Below are 19,415 nucleotides of genomic sequence, written 5' to 3' on the forward strand. Positions count from 1 at the left end.
AATAAAGAATAGCTTTTAAACTCTCATCACCTGACTTTAAAAACAAAAAATAAAAGAAATGTATAAACTATCGTCTATATCGCTTTTGATGCTTTTGATAGGATTTAATATCAATATCTCGGCACAAAAATCCAGTATCCCTGGTAAAACAGAATGGTTTGATCCTAATAAACCTGCGTCAACCTATTGTAATCCAATTAATATTGGGTACAACTACACCACTTATAATCATAATAGAATCCCGGAATCCCGTCGTTCAAGCGCAGATCCCGTAATTATTACCTATAAAAATGAATATTACTTATTTGCGACCAATCAGGCTGGTTTCTTTTGGAGTAAAGATATGTCAGACTGGAATTTCGTTTACGGAAGTTTTCAAAGAGAGCCAGGTGATGATGATCAGTGTGCACCAGCTGCCTGGGTTGTAAATGATACTTTATTTTATGTAGGTTCAACCTGGAAAAAAGATCATCCAATCTGGAAAACTGCCGATCCTAAATCAGGAAGATGGTTACGACATGTAGATAAAGCAATGTTGCCGACCTGGGATCCTGCTATTTTTCAGGATGATGACAAAAAAGTGTATATGTATTACGGTTCAAGTGGAAAATTGCCTCTTGTAGGTACCGAAGTAGATTATAAAACTTGGTTGCCAGTAGGAAATCAAGCAGATTATGCACAATTGTACGCTGCAACCGAAGTAGAAGACATTCAACGTCCATACGGACAAATAAAAGAAGTCGTGGGTCTTGATCCTAAAAATCATGGCTGGGAACGTTTTGGACCTAATAATGATATGGAACCTGCACCTTGGGGTGATTTTATAGAAGGTGCCTGGATGACCAAACACAACGGAAAATACTATATGCAATACGGCGCTCCGGCAACAGAATTTAAAGGATATGCAAATGGAGTTCATGTTGGTAATAGTCCGTTAGGGCCTTTCGAATATCAAAAACACAATCCGATGTCGTATAAACCGGGCGGATTTGTAATTGGAGCAGGACACGGAAATACTTTTGCTGATAATTACGGTAATTACTGGAACACCGGAACTTGTAAAATTTCGATAAAAGATCGTTTTGAGCGTCGTATCGATATGTTCCCGGCAGGTTTTGACAAAGATGATGTCATGTATTCTATCACTTCTTACGGCGATTTCCCAATTGTATTGCCAACACAGCAACGCGATCAGACGAAAGGCGCTTCAACGGGATGGATGTTACTTTCGTATAAAAAACCGGTAACTGTTTCTTCTTCTGAAGAATGTATGGAAGTAGAAACTCATAGAGTAGATAATGGTGGTAAAAAAGTATACGAGAAATTTTGTTACGGTGCCGAAAACTTAACCGATGAAAATATTCAAAGTTATTGGTCTGCCAAAACAGCTGATCCGGGAGAATGGCTTCAAATGGATTTAGGAAGACCAATGGAAATTAAGGCATTGCAGATTAATTATGCAGACCATAAAGCCACTCAGTTTAATAAAGCAATGGATATTTATTATCAATATAAAATATACATGTCAGATGATGCTAAAAACTGGACTTTGGTAGTTGATAAATCCAAAAATGATAAAGATGTTCCTCACGATTATGTAGAGCTAACAAAATCAATAAAAGCACGTTACATTAAAATGGAAAACATTCATAATGCATCAGGATTGTTTGCGATCTCAGATTTCAGAGTATTCGGGAATGGATTATTAGAAAAACCAAAAGCGGTTAATTCGCTTAAAGTCGATCGAAATAAAACTGATTCAAGAAATGCTATGATCTCATGGAAAAAGCAAACGGATGCAATTGGTTACAATATCTATTACGGAATTTCGCCTGATAAACTATACAACAGTATAATGGTGTACGGCGATAATTTATATGATTTTAGAGGTTTAGACAAAGGAACAAAGTATTACTTTACGATCGAAGCTTTTAATGAGAACGGAATTGGAACAAAAAATAAGATTATAGAAATAAAATAGTTTGATTTTTTCTAAAATGATAAAAACTCTAATTATAAACTTAAAGGTTTGTAATTAGAGTTTTTTTTATAGCAATAGTTGATGAGATTTTCCGGCAATTCTCCGGAATTTTGTTCCTTTGTAAAATACCACGTAGAATATAAACCCAAAATGCAATAAACCTATGAAAAAAAAGATTCTTTTAGCTGCTCTGGTCTTAAACGGATTGACATTGTTTGCGCAATCGAATGATGAAAAAAACATTAAATTGTTTTATAAAAAAGCTTTAACGGAAGCAAAATGTTATTCGTGGCTAGAATATTTATCAAATGATATTGGAAGCCGGCTATCTGGATCAAAAGGCGCTGCAGAGGCTGTAGAGTATACTAAAAGACAATTAGAAAGTTTAGGACTTGATAAAGTGTATCTGCAGGAAGTTATGGTGCCACATTGGGTTCGTGGCGAAAAAGAAACTGCTTATATTTTAGACGGAAAAACAAAAACAAACGTAGCAATTTGTGCATTGGGAGCTTCAGTTGCAACTCCAAAAACAGGAATTACAGCAGAAATTGTTGAGGTACAAAGTATAGATGAATTAAGGGCTTTAGGAGATAAAGTAAAAGGTAAAATTGTATTTTTTAACAGACCAATGAACCCGGAAAATGTCGGAACTTTTGATGCTTATTCAGCAGCTGGAGATCAAAGACGTATTGGTGCAAAAGAAGCAGCTAAGTTTGGTGCAGTAGGAGCAATCGTTCGTTCATTAAATTTACGTTTAGATGATTTTCCCCATGCAGGAAATCAAAGTTATGGCGATTTACCAAAAGACAAATATATCCCGGCTGCTGCAATTAGTACAAATGGGGCTGAATTACTCAGTAAATTGTTAAAAGCAAATCCGGCGTTAAAGTTTTATTTTAAACAATCTTGTGAGACTTTGCCAGACGTAGTGTCACATAACGTAATTGGCGAATTAACAGGAACTGTAACTCCCGAAAATATAATGGTAGTGGGCGGACATTTAGATTCCTGGGATCTTGCTGATGGTTCTCATGACGATGGAGCGGGAGTAGTACAAAGTATGGAAGTCGTTCGTATACTTAAAAACTTAAACTACAAACCTAAAAATACGATTCGTGTAGTATTGTTTATGAACGAAGAAAACGGTGGAAAAGGCGGAGCTAAGTATGAAGAGGTTTCAAAACAAAAGAACGAAAATCATATTTTTGCCCTTGAAAGTGATTCAGGCGGATTTACACCAAGAGGTTTTTCTATAGAAGCAGACGATGCTAATCTAAAAAAGATTCAAGGATTCAAGGATCTTTTTGAGCCGTATTTCGTTAATAGTTTTATAAAAGGGCACAGTGGCTCAGATATCGAGCATTTAACCTCTAAAACGATTGTAAAAGCAGGTTTAATGCCAGATTCTCAACGTTACTTCGATTATCACCACGCTGCAAACGATAAGTTTGATGCTATTAATAAAAGAGAATTAGAACTTGGTGCGGCCACTATGACATCACTGGTTTATTTAATTGACCAATACGGAATTGTTCTTCCGACAGCAAATTAAGTTCCCAAAAATAAAACATAAAAAAGCTATGGATTTTTGTTCATAGCTTTTTTTATGTTTTAAAATTTAATCCTTAAAAGTAATAGTAAATTTGGCACCTTCATCTAGTTTACTGTCCAGGCAAATATGTCCGCCAAGATTATTGACATGATTGTAAACCAAATACAATCCAATACCGTTACTGTCTTTTCGTGAGTTAAATTTTTGATGAAGCCCAAAAATCTTGTCCTTTATCTTTTCCATATCAAAACCAATTCCGTTGTCTGTAATGGTCAGTTGCGTACTTCCGTTAAAACGATGCGAGTTAAAATTAATAACAGGCAAAGAACCGGGTTTAGCGTATTTGATAGCATTGGTAATTAGATTTAGAAAAATACTTTTTAAGGAGGTTTTATTAAAAAGAACAGTTTCTGCTTCAGAAAAATCAATCGTAATTTTTGCTTTTGAGTTATGAATCAGCGAATTTATAGAAAGCAAAACTTCCTTTAATACAATATCAAAATTCAATATTTCCAATTGATTGTCTTCCTCATTTTTTTTATCCAGGATTGCAACATGGTCAATTAGTGTTTTTTTAAGGCTTTGCGTAGCGATTTCAATTATCGAAATCAGTTCAAGTGTTTCAGGATCTGATATGGTCGATGTGTCCAGAAGATCAAAAACTGCCAATAAATTATTTACCGGAGATCTCAAATCATGGGCGGTAGTATAAGTAAGCTGTTTAAGTTCGTTATTTATTTTAGTAAGTTCAGTTAAGTGTGCATTTCGTTCTTGTTCAAGCTCTTTTTTAAAGGTGATATTTTTCGCAATTGCAAAAACAAGTTTGTCTTTTTGTATTGGAAAAGAAGTCCATAATAACCAAATTACGTTACCGCTTTTTGTTACATAGCGATTTTCAAAATTATACAATCCAATTTTTTGGGTAAGATTTTTTCGGGCATTCGTTGTACTTATTCTGTCTGCCTCAAAAATGAAATCATTTATAGGTTTCGAGAATAATTCTTCCTCGCTATATTCTAATAATTTAGATACAGATGGATTTATTCTTTTAAAATATCCATCAAATCCTGCTACGCACAATAAATCTGGCGAAGAATCAAAAAACTCTTCAAACTGATTGAAAAAGTCAATCGTATTTTTGGTAATGTTAGGTGCGCTACTAGTCATAGGTTAAACCTAATTTTGAAATTACATTACTAAAATAATATTAAAATTTTACATTAATGGTAGAAATTTAACAGCTTAGTGGAGATTTTCGTTTAAAAACACTTTAATTCGTTGAACAACAATTTTAGCTTAAACAATGCAGAAGTAAAATCTTATAAATGTTTTTGCCTCTGTTTATTTTCATGAAGGCATTAATAAGTATCTATGACAGTTTTCAATAAATCAGAGTCTACTAAATCAACAGGAGCAACTACTTTTTCTTCAAGCGGAATATCATTTCCATATCTTTCCTTCACAATTTTTTGCACCCTCGGATCTGTTAAATTAAAATCCTTCAACTGCTTTAATTTAGATAATTCGATATTAGCACCATTTTTATAAATTTTCCAAACCAATTCAGAACAATAGATTCTCGTATCAGACCAATCAAAATAAGCATCGTATTCTTTACCCATAAACTTCTGGCTGTAATCTTTCATTTTTTGCAAAATCGCTGGAGTTAATATTGCATCAGCATTTTTTAGTCTTTTCACCACATACTTATGATCTTTTCCGTGGTTGATCCAATCTTCAAATCGGGTTAGTTTTACAGGCTGTACAGCTTCAAAAACAAACCAGTTTCCGTTTATATTATAGATTAATCCGCAGTGCGAAAATTTCGAATTAGTTGCAATTCGAACCGCTTCGCACTGATTTGATTCCGAAGTTTGAAAAATAATATCACCATCCTGAATTTTATTCAACACAGAAGTTTCTCCTTTATTCTTAGCCTGAGAAGAAAAAGGATTGTTCGGAAAAACCTTCATGGCAACAAACAAAGCACAGCCAAAACTCAATAAAAATGTAATGCCAATAAATAAATATTTTGATTTTTTCATGTTTTAGTTTTAAGGTATTTTAGTCGTAAAATTATATTTCACGCAGATTTTAAAAGATTCAAGCAGATGCGAGCAGATAATTATAAATAGCAAATTTTTAAATTATATCTGCTATAATTTGCTAAATCTGCGTGAAAAAAAAAAACTTTGCGACTCCGCGACTTTGCGAGATTTTTTTCTTACTCAACAAATAAAAGGCAAAAAAAAATAGTTACCAAAATGATAACTATTTTTAAATATAATTTGAAGAGAAATATTAGATTCTAAAGATTCCGCCTACAGCAATAATTCTTTGAAAAAAGAAAAAGTCCTGCGAAGCGCTATCATCATTACTTCTTGTAGTTTTAATATCCTGCATGTTAATGTAACCACCTTTTAGCTCCCCTTGCAAGTAGAAATACTTGAAGAAAGTAAAGTTAATTCCCGCTTTTGCAGATAAACCATATCCGGAAACGTGAAAATCATCATGGCGTTCTTTTCCTAAAAGAGTTGTATTTGTTTTAGGATATAAAAGTCCTGCACCTAAACCTTCAGTTAAGTTGATCTGAACCTTATCAGTATTAGTGATACCAAACAATTTCGAAATATCATCATGTCTCGAAACCTCAGTGTTAATATAGTTCAAACCATCTGTATGTTCATACATTAAAAAAGCTGGAGGATTTCCCTGAGTACCACCCGCAATACCACCTTCCTGAGCACCATTTAGAGCCATATTTACAGGCGTATTATTATAATCGCCATTGTAAAAAGATCCAGCCTGATCAGCAGGTAAATTAATATTACCAGTAACATTAGCTATCTGATTCTGAGTCATCACATATTTCATGTGATCCCAGCCAATCGAAACACTATAGTGATCGCTAAAGAAATACCCCATTCTAAAGTTAGTTTGCGGAATCGTCATGTTAGCAGGATTCACATAATCAACATGCCATCCTTTTGGCTTATCATGAGCCTTCATATCATTAACCGTAAAGTTGTAATCTTTCCCTCTAAAATTTACATCAGATTTCGTGTAACTGTCTCTGTTACCTCCCCACGAAACGAAAAATTTTCCTTTATTGTGAGCCGTATATCTTTGTACTGCAATTTCTTCCTGAGCAAAAGTGTTTAAAGAAACACACATCATGAAGAAAAATAAAATTTTTGTTTTCAATGAACTTGTATTAAAAATTAAAATGAATTAACTGTTTTTCTAATGGCAACCAATTTCGTCATTAAACCTTCAAAATAGTCTAAATGAAGCATATTAGCACCATCGCTTTTTGCATTAGCAGGGTCAAAATGAGTTTCGATAAAAATACCGTCAACCCCAACAGCAATACCCGCTTTGGCAACAGTTTCAATCATATCAGGTCTTCCGCCTGTAACACCGGCAGTTTGGTTAGGTTGTTGCAACGAGTGCGTAACATCAAGTACCGTAGACGCATATTGTTGCATAGTAGGAATTCCTCTAAAATCAACAATCATGTCCTGATAACCAAACATAGTACCACGATCTGTAACCATAACGTTTTCGTTTTGGCAATCTAGTACCTTTTGTACAGCGTGTTTCATGCTTTCAGGACTCATAAATTGTCCTTTTTTCAGGTTCACCACTTTTCCTGTATTAGCCGCAGCCACAACAAGATCAGTCTGACGAACTAAGAACGCAGGAATTTGCAATACATCAACGTATTGCGCCGCCATATCAGCATCTTCATTAGTATGAATATCTGTTACAGTAGGAACGTGAAAAGTTTCAGAAACTTTTCTTAAAATTTTCAATGCTTTTTCATCACCAATTCCAGAGAAACTATCAATTCTCGAACGATTGGCTTTTTTAAACGATCCCTTAAATACATAAGGAATCTGAAGTTTGTCGGTAATACCAACTAATTTTTCAGCAATTCTCAAAGCCATTTCTTCACCTTCAATAGCGCAAGGTCCCGCCAATAAAAAGAAGTTTCCGCTTTCAGTATGCTTAATTTGTGGAATATGTTGTATGTTCATAATATGATTTTTTGACAGTGCAAAGGTAGTCATGATTTATGAATACGAGATGAAGATTTAAGATTATTTTAAGAAGCCAATCCCGCTATCCGCTACAATATTTTTCTCTAAACCCTTTTTTTCTTGGTCTTTGCAGGAGCTTCCTCCGGTCGCTCTGCAAAAACCAGAAAAAATAGGCTTTCTCAAAAAATGATTTTCGCTGCTATCACGGCTAAACTCGTAGTGGAATTACGGGATTTGATGAGGAATATCTCCTCAAAAGACTTCAAATTATACCTTCAAATTAAATTCTGTTTCCAAAACAGTATCCAGTTGATTGTCCTCAAAAGAGATGATTTCGGCAATCCCGTTGGTTACTGATTTTAACGAATTTTTTGATAATATTTTTTTGCCTGACGGATTTTGCAAAACCACAATTAATTTTTGGGTAAATACAGAATCCGGATTCGAGTAATTGTAATAATTGGCAGGTTTAAAATCGATCCATCTTTGTGGAGTCAAATCAAACGAATATAAATTAGTCCATTCTTTTCCGATCAGAATTTGCAATAAAAACTCATTTTCATCTGTTTTAACCAAAGAAAAAGTATCCCAATCATGCTGAATCTCAGTTCCAATTTTACTCAGTTTTAAAGGCTCTCTGATACTGTTTCCGCCAAACCCCAAATCAATTAGATATTCTTCGTTTTCGATGGTAGCAATTATTGCCAAATGAGTTTTCGCATTCGGATCAGGATTAACCAAAGGGCGAACCGCAATATAATAATGCGGAAGACCAATTTCCTGAAGCATTAACGAAAAAATACCATTGATTTGATAGCAATATCCGCCACGATTTTTAGTCACAATTTGGTTTACAATATCATCACCAATTAAGGAAATAGCTTTACCTGCCTGCACATCAATGTTTTCAAAAGGCACACTAAATATCTGGCTTTGCATCAATTTTTTTATGCCTTCTAAATTCAATTGAATTTCTCCCTCAAACTTAATTCTCTTTAAATATTGCTGTAAATCGAAACCCGGAGCTTCAATTTTATAATTGTTTTTTAATTGTTCCATTTTATTTTTTTTTCGTTTTATCAATACAATCAAAATTATGGCATTTGTGGGAGTAAAGATATAATTTAACTTAATTTTCACCGATGTGAGCGATTGGTTCTCTTATAAAAAATCCCAAAGAAAACCTGTCCGGTAAAAAATAGAATATTGAAGAAAATATTAATAAAAACAACTGTTTGAATTACTGATAGAAAACTTTTAGCACTGTATAAATCTGTTCTAACAAAATCGTAGACATTCAATTTTGCAATTAAAACTGCTGGAATCGTCAGTAAAAAATGAATTATAAATTTTTTTAAATCTATTTCATTTACAACTGTAGATAATCGCCAATAATAAAATGAAACGATAATAAGAACTAAGAATTTAAACAGATTTGAAATTATACTTATCGGAATAATAGTAGTATGCCAACCTGGAATTATTGAATTTAAAAAATCAGAATCAATACTCAGAATTAAAATATAATAAGGAAATATTATGAGAGTTAAAGCTATAAAAATTATAAAAGCTGTTTTGGTTTTAATCATAGTAATTTCATATCAAATTTATTTCTCTGTTGCTAGCGCGAGCATCCCGCTCGTGCCGATAATCAAAATCAATTTAAATCATGCGGGCACGAGCGGGACGCTCGCGCTAGCGAAGGAGGAATATCTCCTCAATTATGCATGAGAGTGATAATCAATAGTGGTTATAAGCTTAAAAAAACAATTAATCTTCATAAGATTTTTTGATGAAGTACTGAATAATTATGACAACTATAAGAATAAAAGTTAAGAGAAGAGACAACATAATGAGACCAAGAAACCCCATACCACATCTAAAGGAATTTGGATTTTGTTCTAAAAATTTATTAAAATTATAAGAGGAAACGTAAAAAGCTATTATCGATAACACTATTTGCGAAAAAAAACTAATCAAACAAACCGTTCCGAATTTTAAAGATATAGTTTCTCCAATTGCTTTTCTGCCAGCTATAATTTGAAATAATAATGGAAGAATAATTAAAATTAATGGAGCTGTTCCGTACATGATTTAATGATTGTTTTTAATTCTTTATGATAGTTCGTAACGAATTATCCTTTTTTAATGTTACTATTTTTTCGAAACTTAATTCCTCTATTTTTAGCTCTTTTTTACTTCTAAAAACTTCATATTTATTTTCTTTTTGATTTACATAAATTATATCATATAAATCCAAAGTATCATTTTTCTTTGTAATTACATCAGCGCGTTTCCAATTTTTCGAAATAATACCAAATTCTTCCGTTTGCTTATTGATAATGATATCGCCAGTTTTTGAATCGAAATAGATTTCCTGTAAATCACCATAATGATCTTCAATTTCAACTAAATACAATGTCCAGGCCATAAATACAAAAAGGCATAAAAAGAAGAGCAGAACACGTAGAATTATTTTCCTGACCATTTTATAATAGTAAAATTACTCCTTCTTCAAACTCAATCCCATCGGAACCATCAAAATTCCTTTTTCATAAATATTCAAATATAACTTAATAGGTTTTTTTTGTCCTTCCCATTTTAATTCATAAACATTCAAAAATCCTGCGCCCATATCACTTCTTTTAGTAGGGAAAGGACAACAGGTTTCTAAACGGATATAAGTAATTTTTTCCCCGTTTGGTCCAGCCAGAGCATTTAAAAAACGAGTTTCGTTTGTAGCTTCATCTTTTGTGTTTCTAAAGAAAATATTAACCGGATAATCAGGATCGAAACCGTATTTTTTATCAGTACTAAAAAGCTTTATTTCGAACGTATTGTTTTTCTTCAAAACCAAATCGGGAGCATTATCATCAACATTTTTCAAAGTCGATCTCGTACTTACACAAGAAGTTGCAGTAATTATTAAAATGATATAAAGAGCTATTTTTTTCATGGTTTAAGGTATTGGTAGTACAAATGTAAAAGTGTTTTTTCTTTTTGTTCCGAATTTCACGAATTTTTATTTTTCACATGTATTAAAAGATTAAAAAAAAATCTGCTAAATCTGCAAGATCTGCGAGAAAAAAAATAATCATTTGATCTGCGAAACATTTTTTTGCCACAAATTATCAAGATCCACAAATTAAAAAAATCAGCGTAAATCAGTTTTATCCGTTAAAATCCGTGGGCTAATTTTTAATCTAATTTTTGTGCATTCAGTCTTATAATCCCCACTACAATCAGATATTGTGCCACAAGATACGTTAGCATAATAAAAAAAGAACTTTTTTCGATTGGTGCATAAAATTTGTCAAAAGCCAAAATAGTATCTGAAATCACAAAAGATACAGCTCCCAGAAAAATATATAAAGCCCCGGGTTTTTTCCATATTAAATACCCATTAAAAGCAAATAACAACATAGTCGAAATAACAGCTGCATAAACAATAACAGGAATTTTTAAGTCGCCCAGCTTTGGCATTAAAACTAAAATCATACCCGTTAAATACAAAGCAATTACAATACTTCCAATTCCAAAAAGAACCTTGTTGATCTGAATTTCTCCTATGATTTGTTTGTTAAAAAGAACACAATAAGCAATATGCGCAATCAAAAAAGAAACCAATCCCAATATAAAATAGATTTCGGCTATATCCGCAAAAAGTAAAACGACATCTCCAATCCAGGAAAAAAGAAGAGCGGTTAAGAGTATCTTTCTGGAAGGAAATTTGCGATGAAAATAAACTCCAAATCCCAATAAAGGGATTAATGCCGGTTTAAAGTATAAATCTAAATTTTCGTGCCCTGTAAACAGGATAATCAGATATAAAATACTAAAAACGACATAAATTTTAAAAAAGGTAGCGTTTCTCATAAGTAGTTTATGAATTTATTATTTGGTTTGTTTGGTTTCTGAAATCAATGGTTACAAAGTAAATCGAAATTAAAAACGACAAACTCAGGTAACCTAAAATAATGTAATTACTCATAGAAAAACTATGATTTAAGCCAAACCAATCTCCATAATACGCTACAATTGCAATCGCAATTATCAAACGTAAACCTTCCCAAAAAATGGCATATTTGCTTTTGTCCATCAACTCTGTGTAGCTATAGATAGTAATCAGAATAAATAAACCGTAGATAAAAATATTGGGTAAACCAATTTTAGCGATATTATCAAATAAATAAGTCACAAACAAAAGCGTAATTAAAACCTGTGCTACAGACCAGTAAATTAATTTTTGTGAGTTTTGTGTGCCGTATTTTTCAAAATCAAAAACGTTATCAATTTTATTTACAGGATATTTTGTGTCAAAATTTTCAGGTCGCCAGCCCGTTGGTTTAAACCAGATGGTGAGTTTGTCTTTCCAGTTTTCGGCTCTCCAGGCATCTTTTATTAATAGACTCAAATGCTGAAAATTAATCCGGATCGGGTTCCAGGTATTGGCAGGTCTTGTAATGCCAAATACAGGCGGAACATCTTCTAATTCAGCCTGAAAAGTACCAAAAAGCTTATCCCAAAAAATAAAAATCTGTGAATGGTTTTTATCTAAATATTCGGGGTTTATAGCATGATGTACACGATGATGCGAAGGAGTAACCAGAATGTATTCCAGAACCCCCATTTTCTTAATATGCTTTGTATGATACCAAAACTGCAAAAACAAGTGCAGTGGCAAAGTGATCGCAATTACTGTAGCAGGAACGCCCAATAACGCAGCAGGAATCAATAAAAAAGTAAACAAATTAACCAGACTCGCAATAGGCTGGCGCAAAGCGCAGGCAAGGTTAAATTCTTCACTGCTATGATGAATTGCATGTTTATTCCAGAAAAGATTAATTTGATGTGCCCATCGATGGCTCCAGTAACCGTAAAAATCGATGACAAAAAAGGCAATACAATAGGAGAGAACGTTGGCTTCTAAATGATAAATGGCAATTTTAGAAACCATCCATTCATAAGAGATAAAAGTCAGGCTTAATCCAAGAACATCTTTTACAGAATTGGTAATTCCGGAACTAATACTCGATACGCTATCGATCAAAGGAGCAGTGTCGTCCTTTTTGTAAATGCCGTATATTTTTTCGATTATAATTAATACTAAAAAAATAGGCGTAGCGACAATCAATATCTTTCCATATTCTTCCATAAAAAAACATTCTATTTTATTCAAATATAGAATAAAATAGAATGTTTTTTAAATTATTTACAATTAAACAATCAAATAGAATCTAAGTTTAAATTTTGGTAGAATGCTGAACTTTAAATTTGCAGGAAAACAATTATTTATTTTTCTTTTGAAAAATCGACAGGATAGAATTTTGGTGTTTTTTGATTCTTAATTCCAAATTTAACAACCTCCTTAATTATTTTATAAGAATCATATTTTAACTCTAAAAGGATTTGATTATTGCCGCTTATAATTCCGTATTTTTTGTTTTTTTGAACAATGAATTCTCCCGTAGAATAAATTTCGGTAATGAAATCAAACTCTGACGGAATTGCAATTGTATTTTTATTACTGATTACACCAATTTTATTTTCGTTTTTGAAAATTTGATAATTACTTTTCGAAAACCCGCCGAAGTTAAATTTATGCTTAACAAACTCACCAGCAAAAACTTCTGTTTCAGAATAATTGTTGTCTCCAATGGTAAGAAGGTATTTTTTTGAGCTTTTTACAGCGAAAATTTTACTTTTGGACACATTATAGAAATCATAATCTTCCGGAATTATAATTTCCCCTTTTGATGAAAACATTCCGTTTTTATTTTCCAAATTAGCTGTAATATAATATTTAGAAAGCTGTTCTATATGTTTATAAGAAACAGGGATTATTTCTTTTTCTAAAAATGGATTTATTACACCTTGTAAATCTCCTTTACGAGCAAAATATTGATTTTGAAATTGAATACTATCTTTATAAAAAGCAGAAGAAATATAATCGTAAATTAATGGTTTCAAAACAGAATCATTTTTAGTAATAAGACCGTCTTTTTCATTATTTTGTACAATATAAATTGAATTAGAAGGTGAAATATCATCGTATTTGCATTCAATTTTATATTGTCCGAAAGAATTTATGACACCTTTTTTCTTACTGATCGTATTTTTGATAAGATAAGAATCTGATTCAAATATTCTTTCAAATTGATGATTTTTAATAGAGTTTAAAATTATATTTCCTTGATCATCAATTATCAAAGTGTTTTTGTCTATAAGTGTTACAATCGATCTTTTGCTTTTAAAATAGTCAATGTCCGCTGCTTTAAAATTAGTAAACTGCTTTCCGTTAGCATCAAATAAATCGATTGTATTATTAACCTGAACAAATAAAATACCGTTATCGTTCATTATATAATCATATTTTAAAGGCAGAATCGTTTTGTTTTCAGTATCTACAACACCGGTTTTGTTATTTTTTGATACTCTGATCAGACCATTTCCTAAATAAAAAACATCATCATAATCAAACGGAATTTTAACCTTGTTTTGCAAGTCGATAAATCCTCTTTTGTATTTTTTATTTACAATGATTACGGCTTCAAATAGGTTTTTAAGATCTTTTTTATTGTCAATGTATTGATAAGTAGGTTTAATGATTACATTTCCTATGCTGTCAATCAACCCCATTTTGTTATTGAAAGTTCTAAATGCAGCATAATTGTTTTCGAAATTATAAACATATTCATAAGTCTTATTTTCGACTAGTTTTTTTCGAAGAGCTTCAAATTTTGATTGGCCTTTTGAAATAAAAGGCAATAAAAGCAATATAAAAAATGCGATAATTCTCATTTATTTCAGATGGTTTGAAATGAAAACGCATTCTATTCAGTTTTAGTGTAAAACAAAATAGAATGCGTTTTTAAATTATTGGCAATTTAAACAATTTCGGCGCTTAGTCCAGCTTCCAAAAGTTGTGTACATTGAGGTTTTAGTTTATCCATTGGCCCTGTTTTTACAGTGCATTTTCCGTTGTAATGTACAATTAAGGAACATTGTTCTGCTTGTTCAGGCGTGTGACTGCAAACACGCATTAAAGTATCAATTACGTGATCAAAAGTGTTTACATCGTCGTTATAAACAATGATTTCGTTATTGAAAACCGTCGCTTCCTTTTCGCGAACTCTTTCTCTTACTTTTTCTTTAGTACTCATGTTTTTAGGTTTTTGTACTTTTGTAATTATTATTTTTTGTTTATCAAAGATTAAAAAAGATTCTCAAAGAATATAAAATTTACGCAGATTTAAAAAGATCAAAGCAGATTAACGCAAATTATTTTAATGAATCGAATCAAAGCTGCGTGAAACAAAATCTTTTTAATGCCTTAGTCTGTGGCTTTATTTCTTTAAAATAAGACTTGTACAGATTTCGTGAATTCTCTAATTATTTAATTGCTGAGCTGTTTATAGATTGGAAATGAACTATCTAATTTACGTATTTTAATGAAACCCAGTTGTTTCTTTGAAACTTTTTAACATATGTTAATCCTTTTTCTGTGCATGAAGCATCAATAAACGGAATGTCTTCTTCATAAAAACCGCTAAACAATATAATACCGCCTTTATTCAAACAATCCACATAAGCCTGCATATCATTCAACAAAATATTACGATTGATGTTTGCAATGATCAGGTCGTAACTTTTACCGGCTAATAAAGCGGCATCGCCTTCGTAAACGGTAATATGTTTGCAATTATTGCGTTCTGCATTTTCGATAGAATTCAAATAACACCAGTTGTCAATATCGATTGCATCAATTGGCTGAGCACCTTTCATTTCGGCAAGAATAGCTAAAATTGCAGTTCCGCAACCCATATCAAGCGTTTTAAGACCTCTGACATCCATCTCCAGTAAATGCTGAATCATCATGTGAGTAGTTTCGTGATGACCGGTACCAAAACTCATTTTTGGTTCGATTACGATATCAAATTCAGCATCGGTTTTTTCATGAAAAGGAGCGCGAACATGGCATTTTCCGTCTACATCAATCGCTTCAAAATTCTTTTCCCATTCCTCGTTCCAGTTTACCTGATCGATTTCTTCAACCGTATATTCAATTTTAAATTCTTCAGATTCTAAAATATAAATGTCATCCAAGATATTCTCATCCCATAAATCTTTTTTTACATAAGCCGAAATTCCAGTTTCAGTTTCTGTAAAAGTCTCAAACGCTTTTTCGCCTAATTCAGCAATTAAAATTTCTGAACCCGGTTCTTTTGGTTCAATTGTAAAATGGTATCCTAAATATATATTCGACATAAATAAATTTTTTGCAAAGGTAAGAATCCAAAGCAGAAGTTGTTCATAAATAATCGACATCCTTACCTATATTAATGTTAATTTTGATTTGAATTGTAAGGATTATTAAAATATGAGGAATATCGTTTTTATTTTGCTTTTTGTGTTACTTAACGGAGCAACTTGTGAGAAAGAACATAATGTAGTAAGATCGTTTTGTTATTGGAAAACCAGTTTGTATTTTCAGAAAGAAGAAGATTCTTTGATAAAAGATTTGAAAATACAGCATATGTATATTCGTTTTTTTGATATCGATTGGAATCCGTATGCCAAAGAACCTCTGCCGGTGGCGACAATAAACGATTTTAGATTAAATGACAGCAATCCTGAAATTACGCCAAGTATTTTTATTACGAATGAAGTTGTTTTACAAGCCAATAAAAAACAATTGGATAGTCTGGCTGCAAGAATTGCGAAACGAGTGCAGCAAATTGGGGTGAGACTGAATGAAACCAAAGCAGATAAAATCGCAAATAAAATTGTATATCCAAAAGATTATTACAAGCAGGAAAACTATAAACGCATCAATTATGACTCGGTAAAATCGATCGAATTAGCGAAATTAAAAGTGGATTTTAAAGAAATCCTGATCGATTGTGACTGGACAGAAAAATCGAAAGAGAATTATTTTTATTTGTTAAAGCAAATCAAGAGCGGTTTTCCAACATCAAAAATCTCGGCAACAATTAGACTTTGGCAGTATAAATACGCCGAAAAAGCAGGAACTCCGCCAGTAGATAAAGGTTTATTAATGTGTTATAATTTGGCAAAGCCAGACGATATTAATACTAAAAATTCGATAGCCACTAGCGAAGAATTAGCGCAATATATTACACATGATAAGTACAAATTAAAGTTGGATATTGCTTTGCCGTTGTACAGTTGGGCTGTTGTTTTTAGAGGGAATCAGTTTAAAGGGATTTTATCCGATTATGATCAGTTAAGAAATGATAGTATCAAACTAAAGAAAACATCAGATACGAAATACATTTTACAAGACGATGTTTTAATAGGACAAACTTATTTGAGAAACGGCGATGAAATCAGAATTGAAAAAATCTCTGAAGCTGAACTTGAAAAAATGATTTCGATTATTACCCGTAAAATCAAAATAGACAATCAAACCAAAGTAACGTTTTTCTCTTTCGATAAAAAATACATCAACGATTATGGAACCCAAAATATATCCGGCTATTATGAGAGTTTTTAGTAGTTTACTTTTAGTTTTATGTTTTCAGGTTTCTTTTGCCTGTGGATGGAGCGTTTCGCCCGAAACCAGCAGATTGGCGTTGTTTAAAGCACAACGAGAAGGTTTTTTTAAACTGACACCGTTTTATTATTCAGCAGATTATTACTATTCTACGAACACTGTTTCCGGCGTCGATCAGGAATTGAATTGTCTGGAATGGAAGAAAAAATTAGGCAACACAATTGATCCTAAAGATGTGCATACCATTTTGTACGAAACAGATGGAGAATTATTTGAAAACAAAACTTTAAAAAAGGCATTCGAAAAAAATACTTTTATCGATGCTTTGTTACTATCAAAAAATAAAGCATTCTTACAGTATATTTTGTTTGCCAAAAAGTTAGAATACAATAGTAATACCGATGTAAAATGGGAATCCTGGAATCAGATAGGATACAACAGCAAAGATCATAAATTGGCTGATGTAGGCGATTTCGAAAAGAAAATAAAAACAACCAAAGATGCTTTTTTAAAACAACGATACGCCTTTTTAATCTTAAGATATAGTTTTTACGCACAGGACAAAAACGAAGTGATTCGTTTATACGATACCTATTTTACCGAAAATAAAAATACGATTTTAGAACCGTGGGCTTTGTATTATAAAGCTTTATGTATTGATAACCTTGCTTTACAAAATTATTTATTGAGTAAAGTTTTTGCTACTTGCGAAGAAAAATCATTTGCTGTTTTGCAGCATTATAACTGGAAATTAACCCAGGAAACTTTGGCTTTGGCCCAAAACGACGAAGAACGAAGTGTTATTTTGTCTATAGAAAGTTTTCGCAATCCCGCGCCGGATTTAAAAACAATCGAAGAAGTTTACAGACTAAGCCCTAATAGCGTCAATTTGAGTTTTTTGATAGGAAGAGAAGTTAATAAACTTGAAGACTGGATTTTTACGCCGCAATATACCAACAACGGAGCTCCTTCGGTTACATTTGAAGGTACAGATTGGTACGAAGATTATGCTAAAGCAAAAGAAGAAAATTTAAACAAAGATATCCTGCATTTAAGAGCATTAGAATATTTCTTAATTGCTATTCGTGAACAAACTTCAGGAGAGCAAAAAGAGTATATTACCGCTGCAATTGCACAGCTTTGTTTTATGGACGATGATATTGCATCAGGGAAAAAATATACTGATATGATTTCCGGCAAAGCCAATGCATCCATACAAATGCAGAAAAATATTCAGTTGGCTTTAGTAGCATTAAAACAAGATGATCTGAAAAGTGAAAAAGTGCAAAACCAACTTTTTAAATACTTTGATTCTGTAGAAAGTCTTGTAGAAACAGATTACGGCTTATTTAAAAATCTTTATAGTTTGTACCGAATTGCCAGTGCCGATTTTGCTAAACAAGGCGATCGTGTTACTGCGGGATTATTAATGATGAAATCAGATATTAAAAGTGAAGGGATATATTCCTCTTACGATAATGCCTACTTTTACAGCTACATAGGTTATTTTGACAGAACTGCGACAACAGAAGATGTTGATAAATTGATTGCTTTGCAGCAAAAGGAAAATAAAACGCCTTTTGAGAAATACATTTGCTCCGGAACTGTAACATCAAATATTGATTACTATAAAGATTTAAAAGGTACAATCGCTTTTAGAAACAACAATCTGGAATTGGCTTATGAAACCTTTTCGTCTATGCCAAAAGATTTCTGGGATAAAAATTATGCATTTAAAGATTATTTGAATGAAAATCCTTTTATGCCCAAAATCCTGCAAAAAGACAAAGAACGCAAATTTGATTACAACTTTAACAAAGCAGATTTTATTGCCAAACTCATTCAGTTAAAGAAACAAAACACAGCTTCGAGCAATTTGCAATTGGCACATGCTTATTTTAATGTTTCGTATTTAGGAAATTCCTGGATGATGGTCGCCTACGACTGGACATCTGGTGAATCGTATATCGATTATGTATATGGCGATAATACTGAGTTGGAGAAAACCTATCAAAAAGGCAATTACTACAGTTTAACAATGGCTAAAATGTATTATGAAAAAGCACTGAAATTATCTAAAAACAATAACGAAAAAGCAATGGCCAGTTTAATGATTTTTGAATGTAGTTATTACGGTCATTACGCCAATATGGTTTCAGCCGAAGAAGAAGCAAAAAATCCGTTTAAAGCAGGGAAGGAGTTGGTTAATTTATATTCGATTTACAAAACCACACCAACGTTCAAAAAATACAATTGCCCTTTATTGCATTCCTTTATAAATTAAAATTTTAAACCATATAAGTGATATTAGAAAATTTAAGT

General features: G+C 32.3%; 17 protein-coding genes. 4 read left to right on the plus strand and 13 right to left on the minus strand.

Translation table 11 applies throughout. The features are described from left to right. The first annotated feature begins 58 nt into the window (after positions 1-58). On the plus strand, positions 59-1,981 hold the full coding sequence (locus tag LNP81_RS15255; protein ID WP_230037256.1) for a discoidin domain-containing protein: 1,923 nt from the start codon (positions 59-61) through the stop codon (positions 1,979-1,981). Positions 1,982-2,144: 163 nt separating this feature from the next. Next, positions 2,145-3,533: a M20/M25/M40 family metallo-hydrolase gene (locus LNP81_RS15260; RefSeq protein WP_230037258.1), complete on the plus strand. Its 1,389-nt coding sequence runs from the start codon at positions 2,145-2,147 to the stop codon at positions 3,531-3,533. 66 nt (positions 3,534-3,599) lie between these two features. On the opposite strand, the gene LNP81_RS15265 is transcribed toward LNP81_RS15260, so the two are convergent. The 13 genes from LNP81_RS15265 to prmA form a co-directional block, all read right to left on the minus strand. After that, positions 3,600-4,700 (minus strand): PAS domain-containing sensor histidine kinase, encoded by a 1,101-nt coding sequence (locus LNP81_RS15265; protein ID WP_230037260.1) that lies wholly within the window; start codon positions 4,698-4,700, stop codon positions 3,600-3,602. Between the two features lie 191 nt (positions 4,701-4,891). Continuing rightward, complete coding sequence (locus tag LNP81_RS15270; RefSeq protein ID WP_230037262.1) at positions 4,892-5,578, minus strand: YiiX family permuted papain-like enzyme; 687 nt, start codon at positions 5,576-5,578, stop codon at positions 4,892-4,894. 256 nt (positions 5,579-5,834) lie between these two features. Beyond that, a complete protein-coding gene (locus LNP81_RS15275) occupies positions 5,835-6,737 on the minus strand; it encodes a hypothetical protein (protein ID WP_230037264.1) in 903 nt (300 codons plus the stop codon). Between the two features lie 17 nt (positions 6,738-6,754). After that, on the minus strand, positions 6,755-7,573 hold the full coding sequence (gene kdsA, locus LNP81_RS15280) for a 3-deoxy-8-phosphooctulonate synthase (RefSeq protein ID WP_055097995.1): 819 nt from the start codon (positions 7,571-7,573) through the stop codon (positions 6,755-6,757). Between the two features lie 270 nt (positions 7,574-7,843). Next, positions 7,844-8,635 carry an arylamine N-acetyltransferase family protein gene (locus LNP81_RS15285; protein ID WP_230037266.1) on the minus strand — a complete coding sequence of 264 codons (792 nt, stop codon included), beginning with the start codon at positions 8,633-8,635 and terminating at the stop codon, positions 7,844-7,846. A gap of 711 nt (positions 8,636-9,346) precedes the next feature. After that, positions 9,347-9,667 (minus strand): hypothetical protein, encoded by a 321-nt coding sequence (locus tag LNP81_RS15290; protein ID WP_230037268.1) that lies wholly within the window; start codon positions 9,665-9,667, stop codon positions 9,347-9,349. A gap of 16 nt (positions 9,668-9,683) precedes the next feature. Next, positions 9,684-10,064: a hypothetical protein gene (locus LNP81_RS15295; protein WP_230037270.1), complete on the minus strand. Its 381-nt coding sequence runs from the start codon at positions 10,062-10,064 to the stop codon at positions 9,684-9,686. Positions 10,065-10,079: 15 nt separating this feature from the next. Further along, positions 10,080-10,532 carry a 2-dehydro-3-deoxyphosphooctonate aldolase gene (locus LNP81_RS15300; protein WP_230037272.1) on the minus strand — a complete coding sequence of 151 codons (453 nt, stop codon included), beginning with the start codon at positions 10,530-10,532 and terminating at the stop codon, positions 10,080-10,082. Between the two features lie 242 nt (positions 10,533-10,774). Next, positions 10,775-11,452: a lysoplasmalogenase gene (locus LNP81_RS15305; protein ID WP_230037273.1), complete on the minus strand. Its 678-nt coding sequence runs from the start codon at positions 11,450-11,452 to the stop codon at positions 10,775-10,777. Positions 11,453-11,459: 7 nt separating this feature from the next. Next, positions 11,460-12,731, minus strand: coding sequence for a sterol desaturase family protein (locus LNP81_RS15310; protein ID WP_230037275.1), 1,272 nt, complete (start codon positions 12,729-12,731; stop codon positions 11,460-11,462). Positions 12,732-12,868: 137 nt separating this feature from the next. After that, entirely contained in the window at positions 12,869-14,377 is a 1,509-nt protein-coding gene (locus LNP81_RS15315; RefSeq protein ID WP_230037277.1) for a WG repeat-containing protein, read from the minus strand. Between the two features lie 86 nt (positions 14,378-14,463). Further along, the gene (locus tag LNP81_RS15320; protein WP_230037279.1) at positions 14,464-14,739 is read right to left on the minus strand and encodes an ATP-dependent Clp protease adaptor ClpS; all 276 of its coding nucleotides are present in this window, start codon (positions 14,737-14,739) and stop codon (positions 14,464-14,466) included. 271 nt (positions 14,740-15,010) lie between these two features. Further along, entirely contained in the window at positions 15,011-15,844 is an 834-nt protein-coding gene (prmA, locus tag LNP81_RS15325; protein WP_230037281.1) for a 50S ribosomal protein L11 methyltransferase, read from the minus strand. Between the two features lie 112 nt (positions 15,845-15,956). Between prmA and LNP81_RS15330 the strand changes: the two genes are divergently transcribed. Together LNP81_RS15330 and LNP81_RS15335 are read left to right on the plus strand one after the other, a co-directional pair. Then, a complete protein-coding gene (locus LNP81_RS15330) occupies positions 15,957-17,093 on the plus strand; it encodes a hypothetical protein (protein ID WP_230037283.1) in 1,137 nt (378 codons plus the stop codon). Continuing rightward, the gene (locus LNP81_RS15335) at positions 17,053-19,377 is read left to right on the plus strand and encodes a hypothetical protein (protein WP_230037285.1); all 2,325 of its coding nucleotides are present in this window, start codon (positions 17,053-17,055) and stop codon (positions 19,375-19,377) included. The genes LNP81_RS15330 and LNP81_RS15335 overlap by 41 nt, the downstream gene beginning before the upstream one ends. Positions 19,378-19,415 lie beyond the last annotated feature (38 nt).

Origin of the sequence: Flavobacterium piscisymbiosum (genome assembly GCF_020905295.1) — a bacterium.
Lineage (GTDB): Bacteria > Bacteroidota > Bacteroidia > Flavobacteriales > Flavobacteriaceae > Flavobacterium > Flavobacterium piscisymbiosum.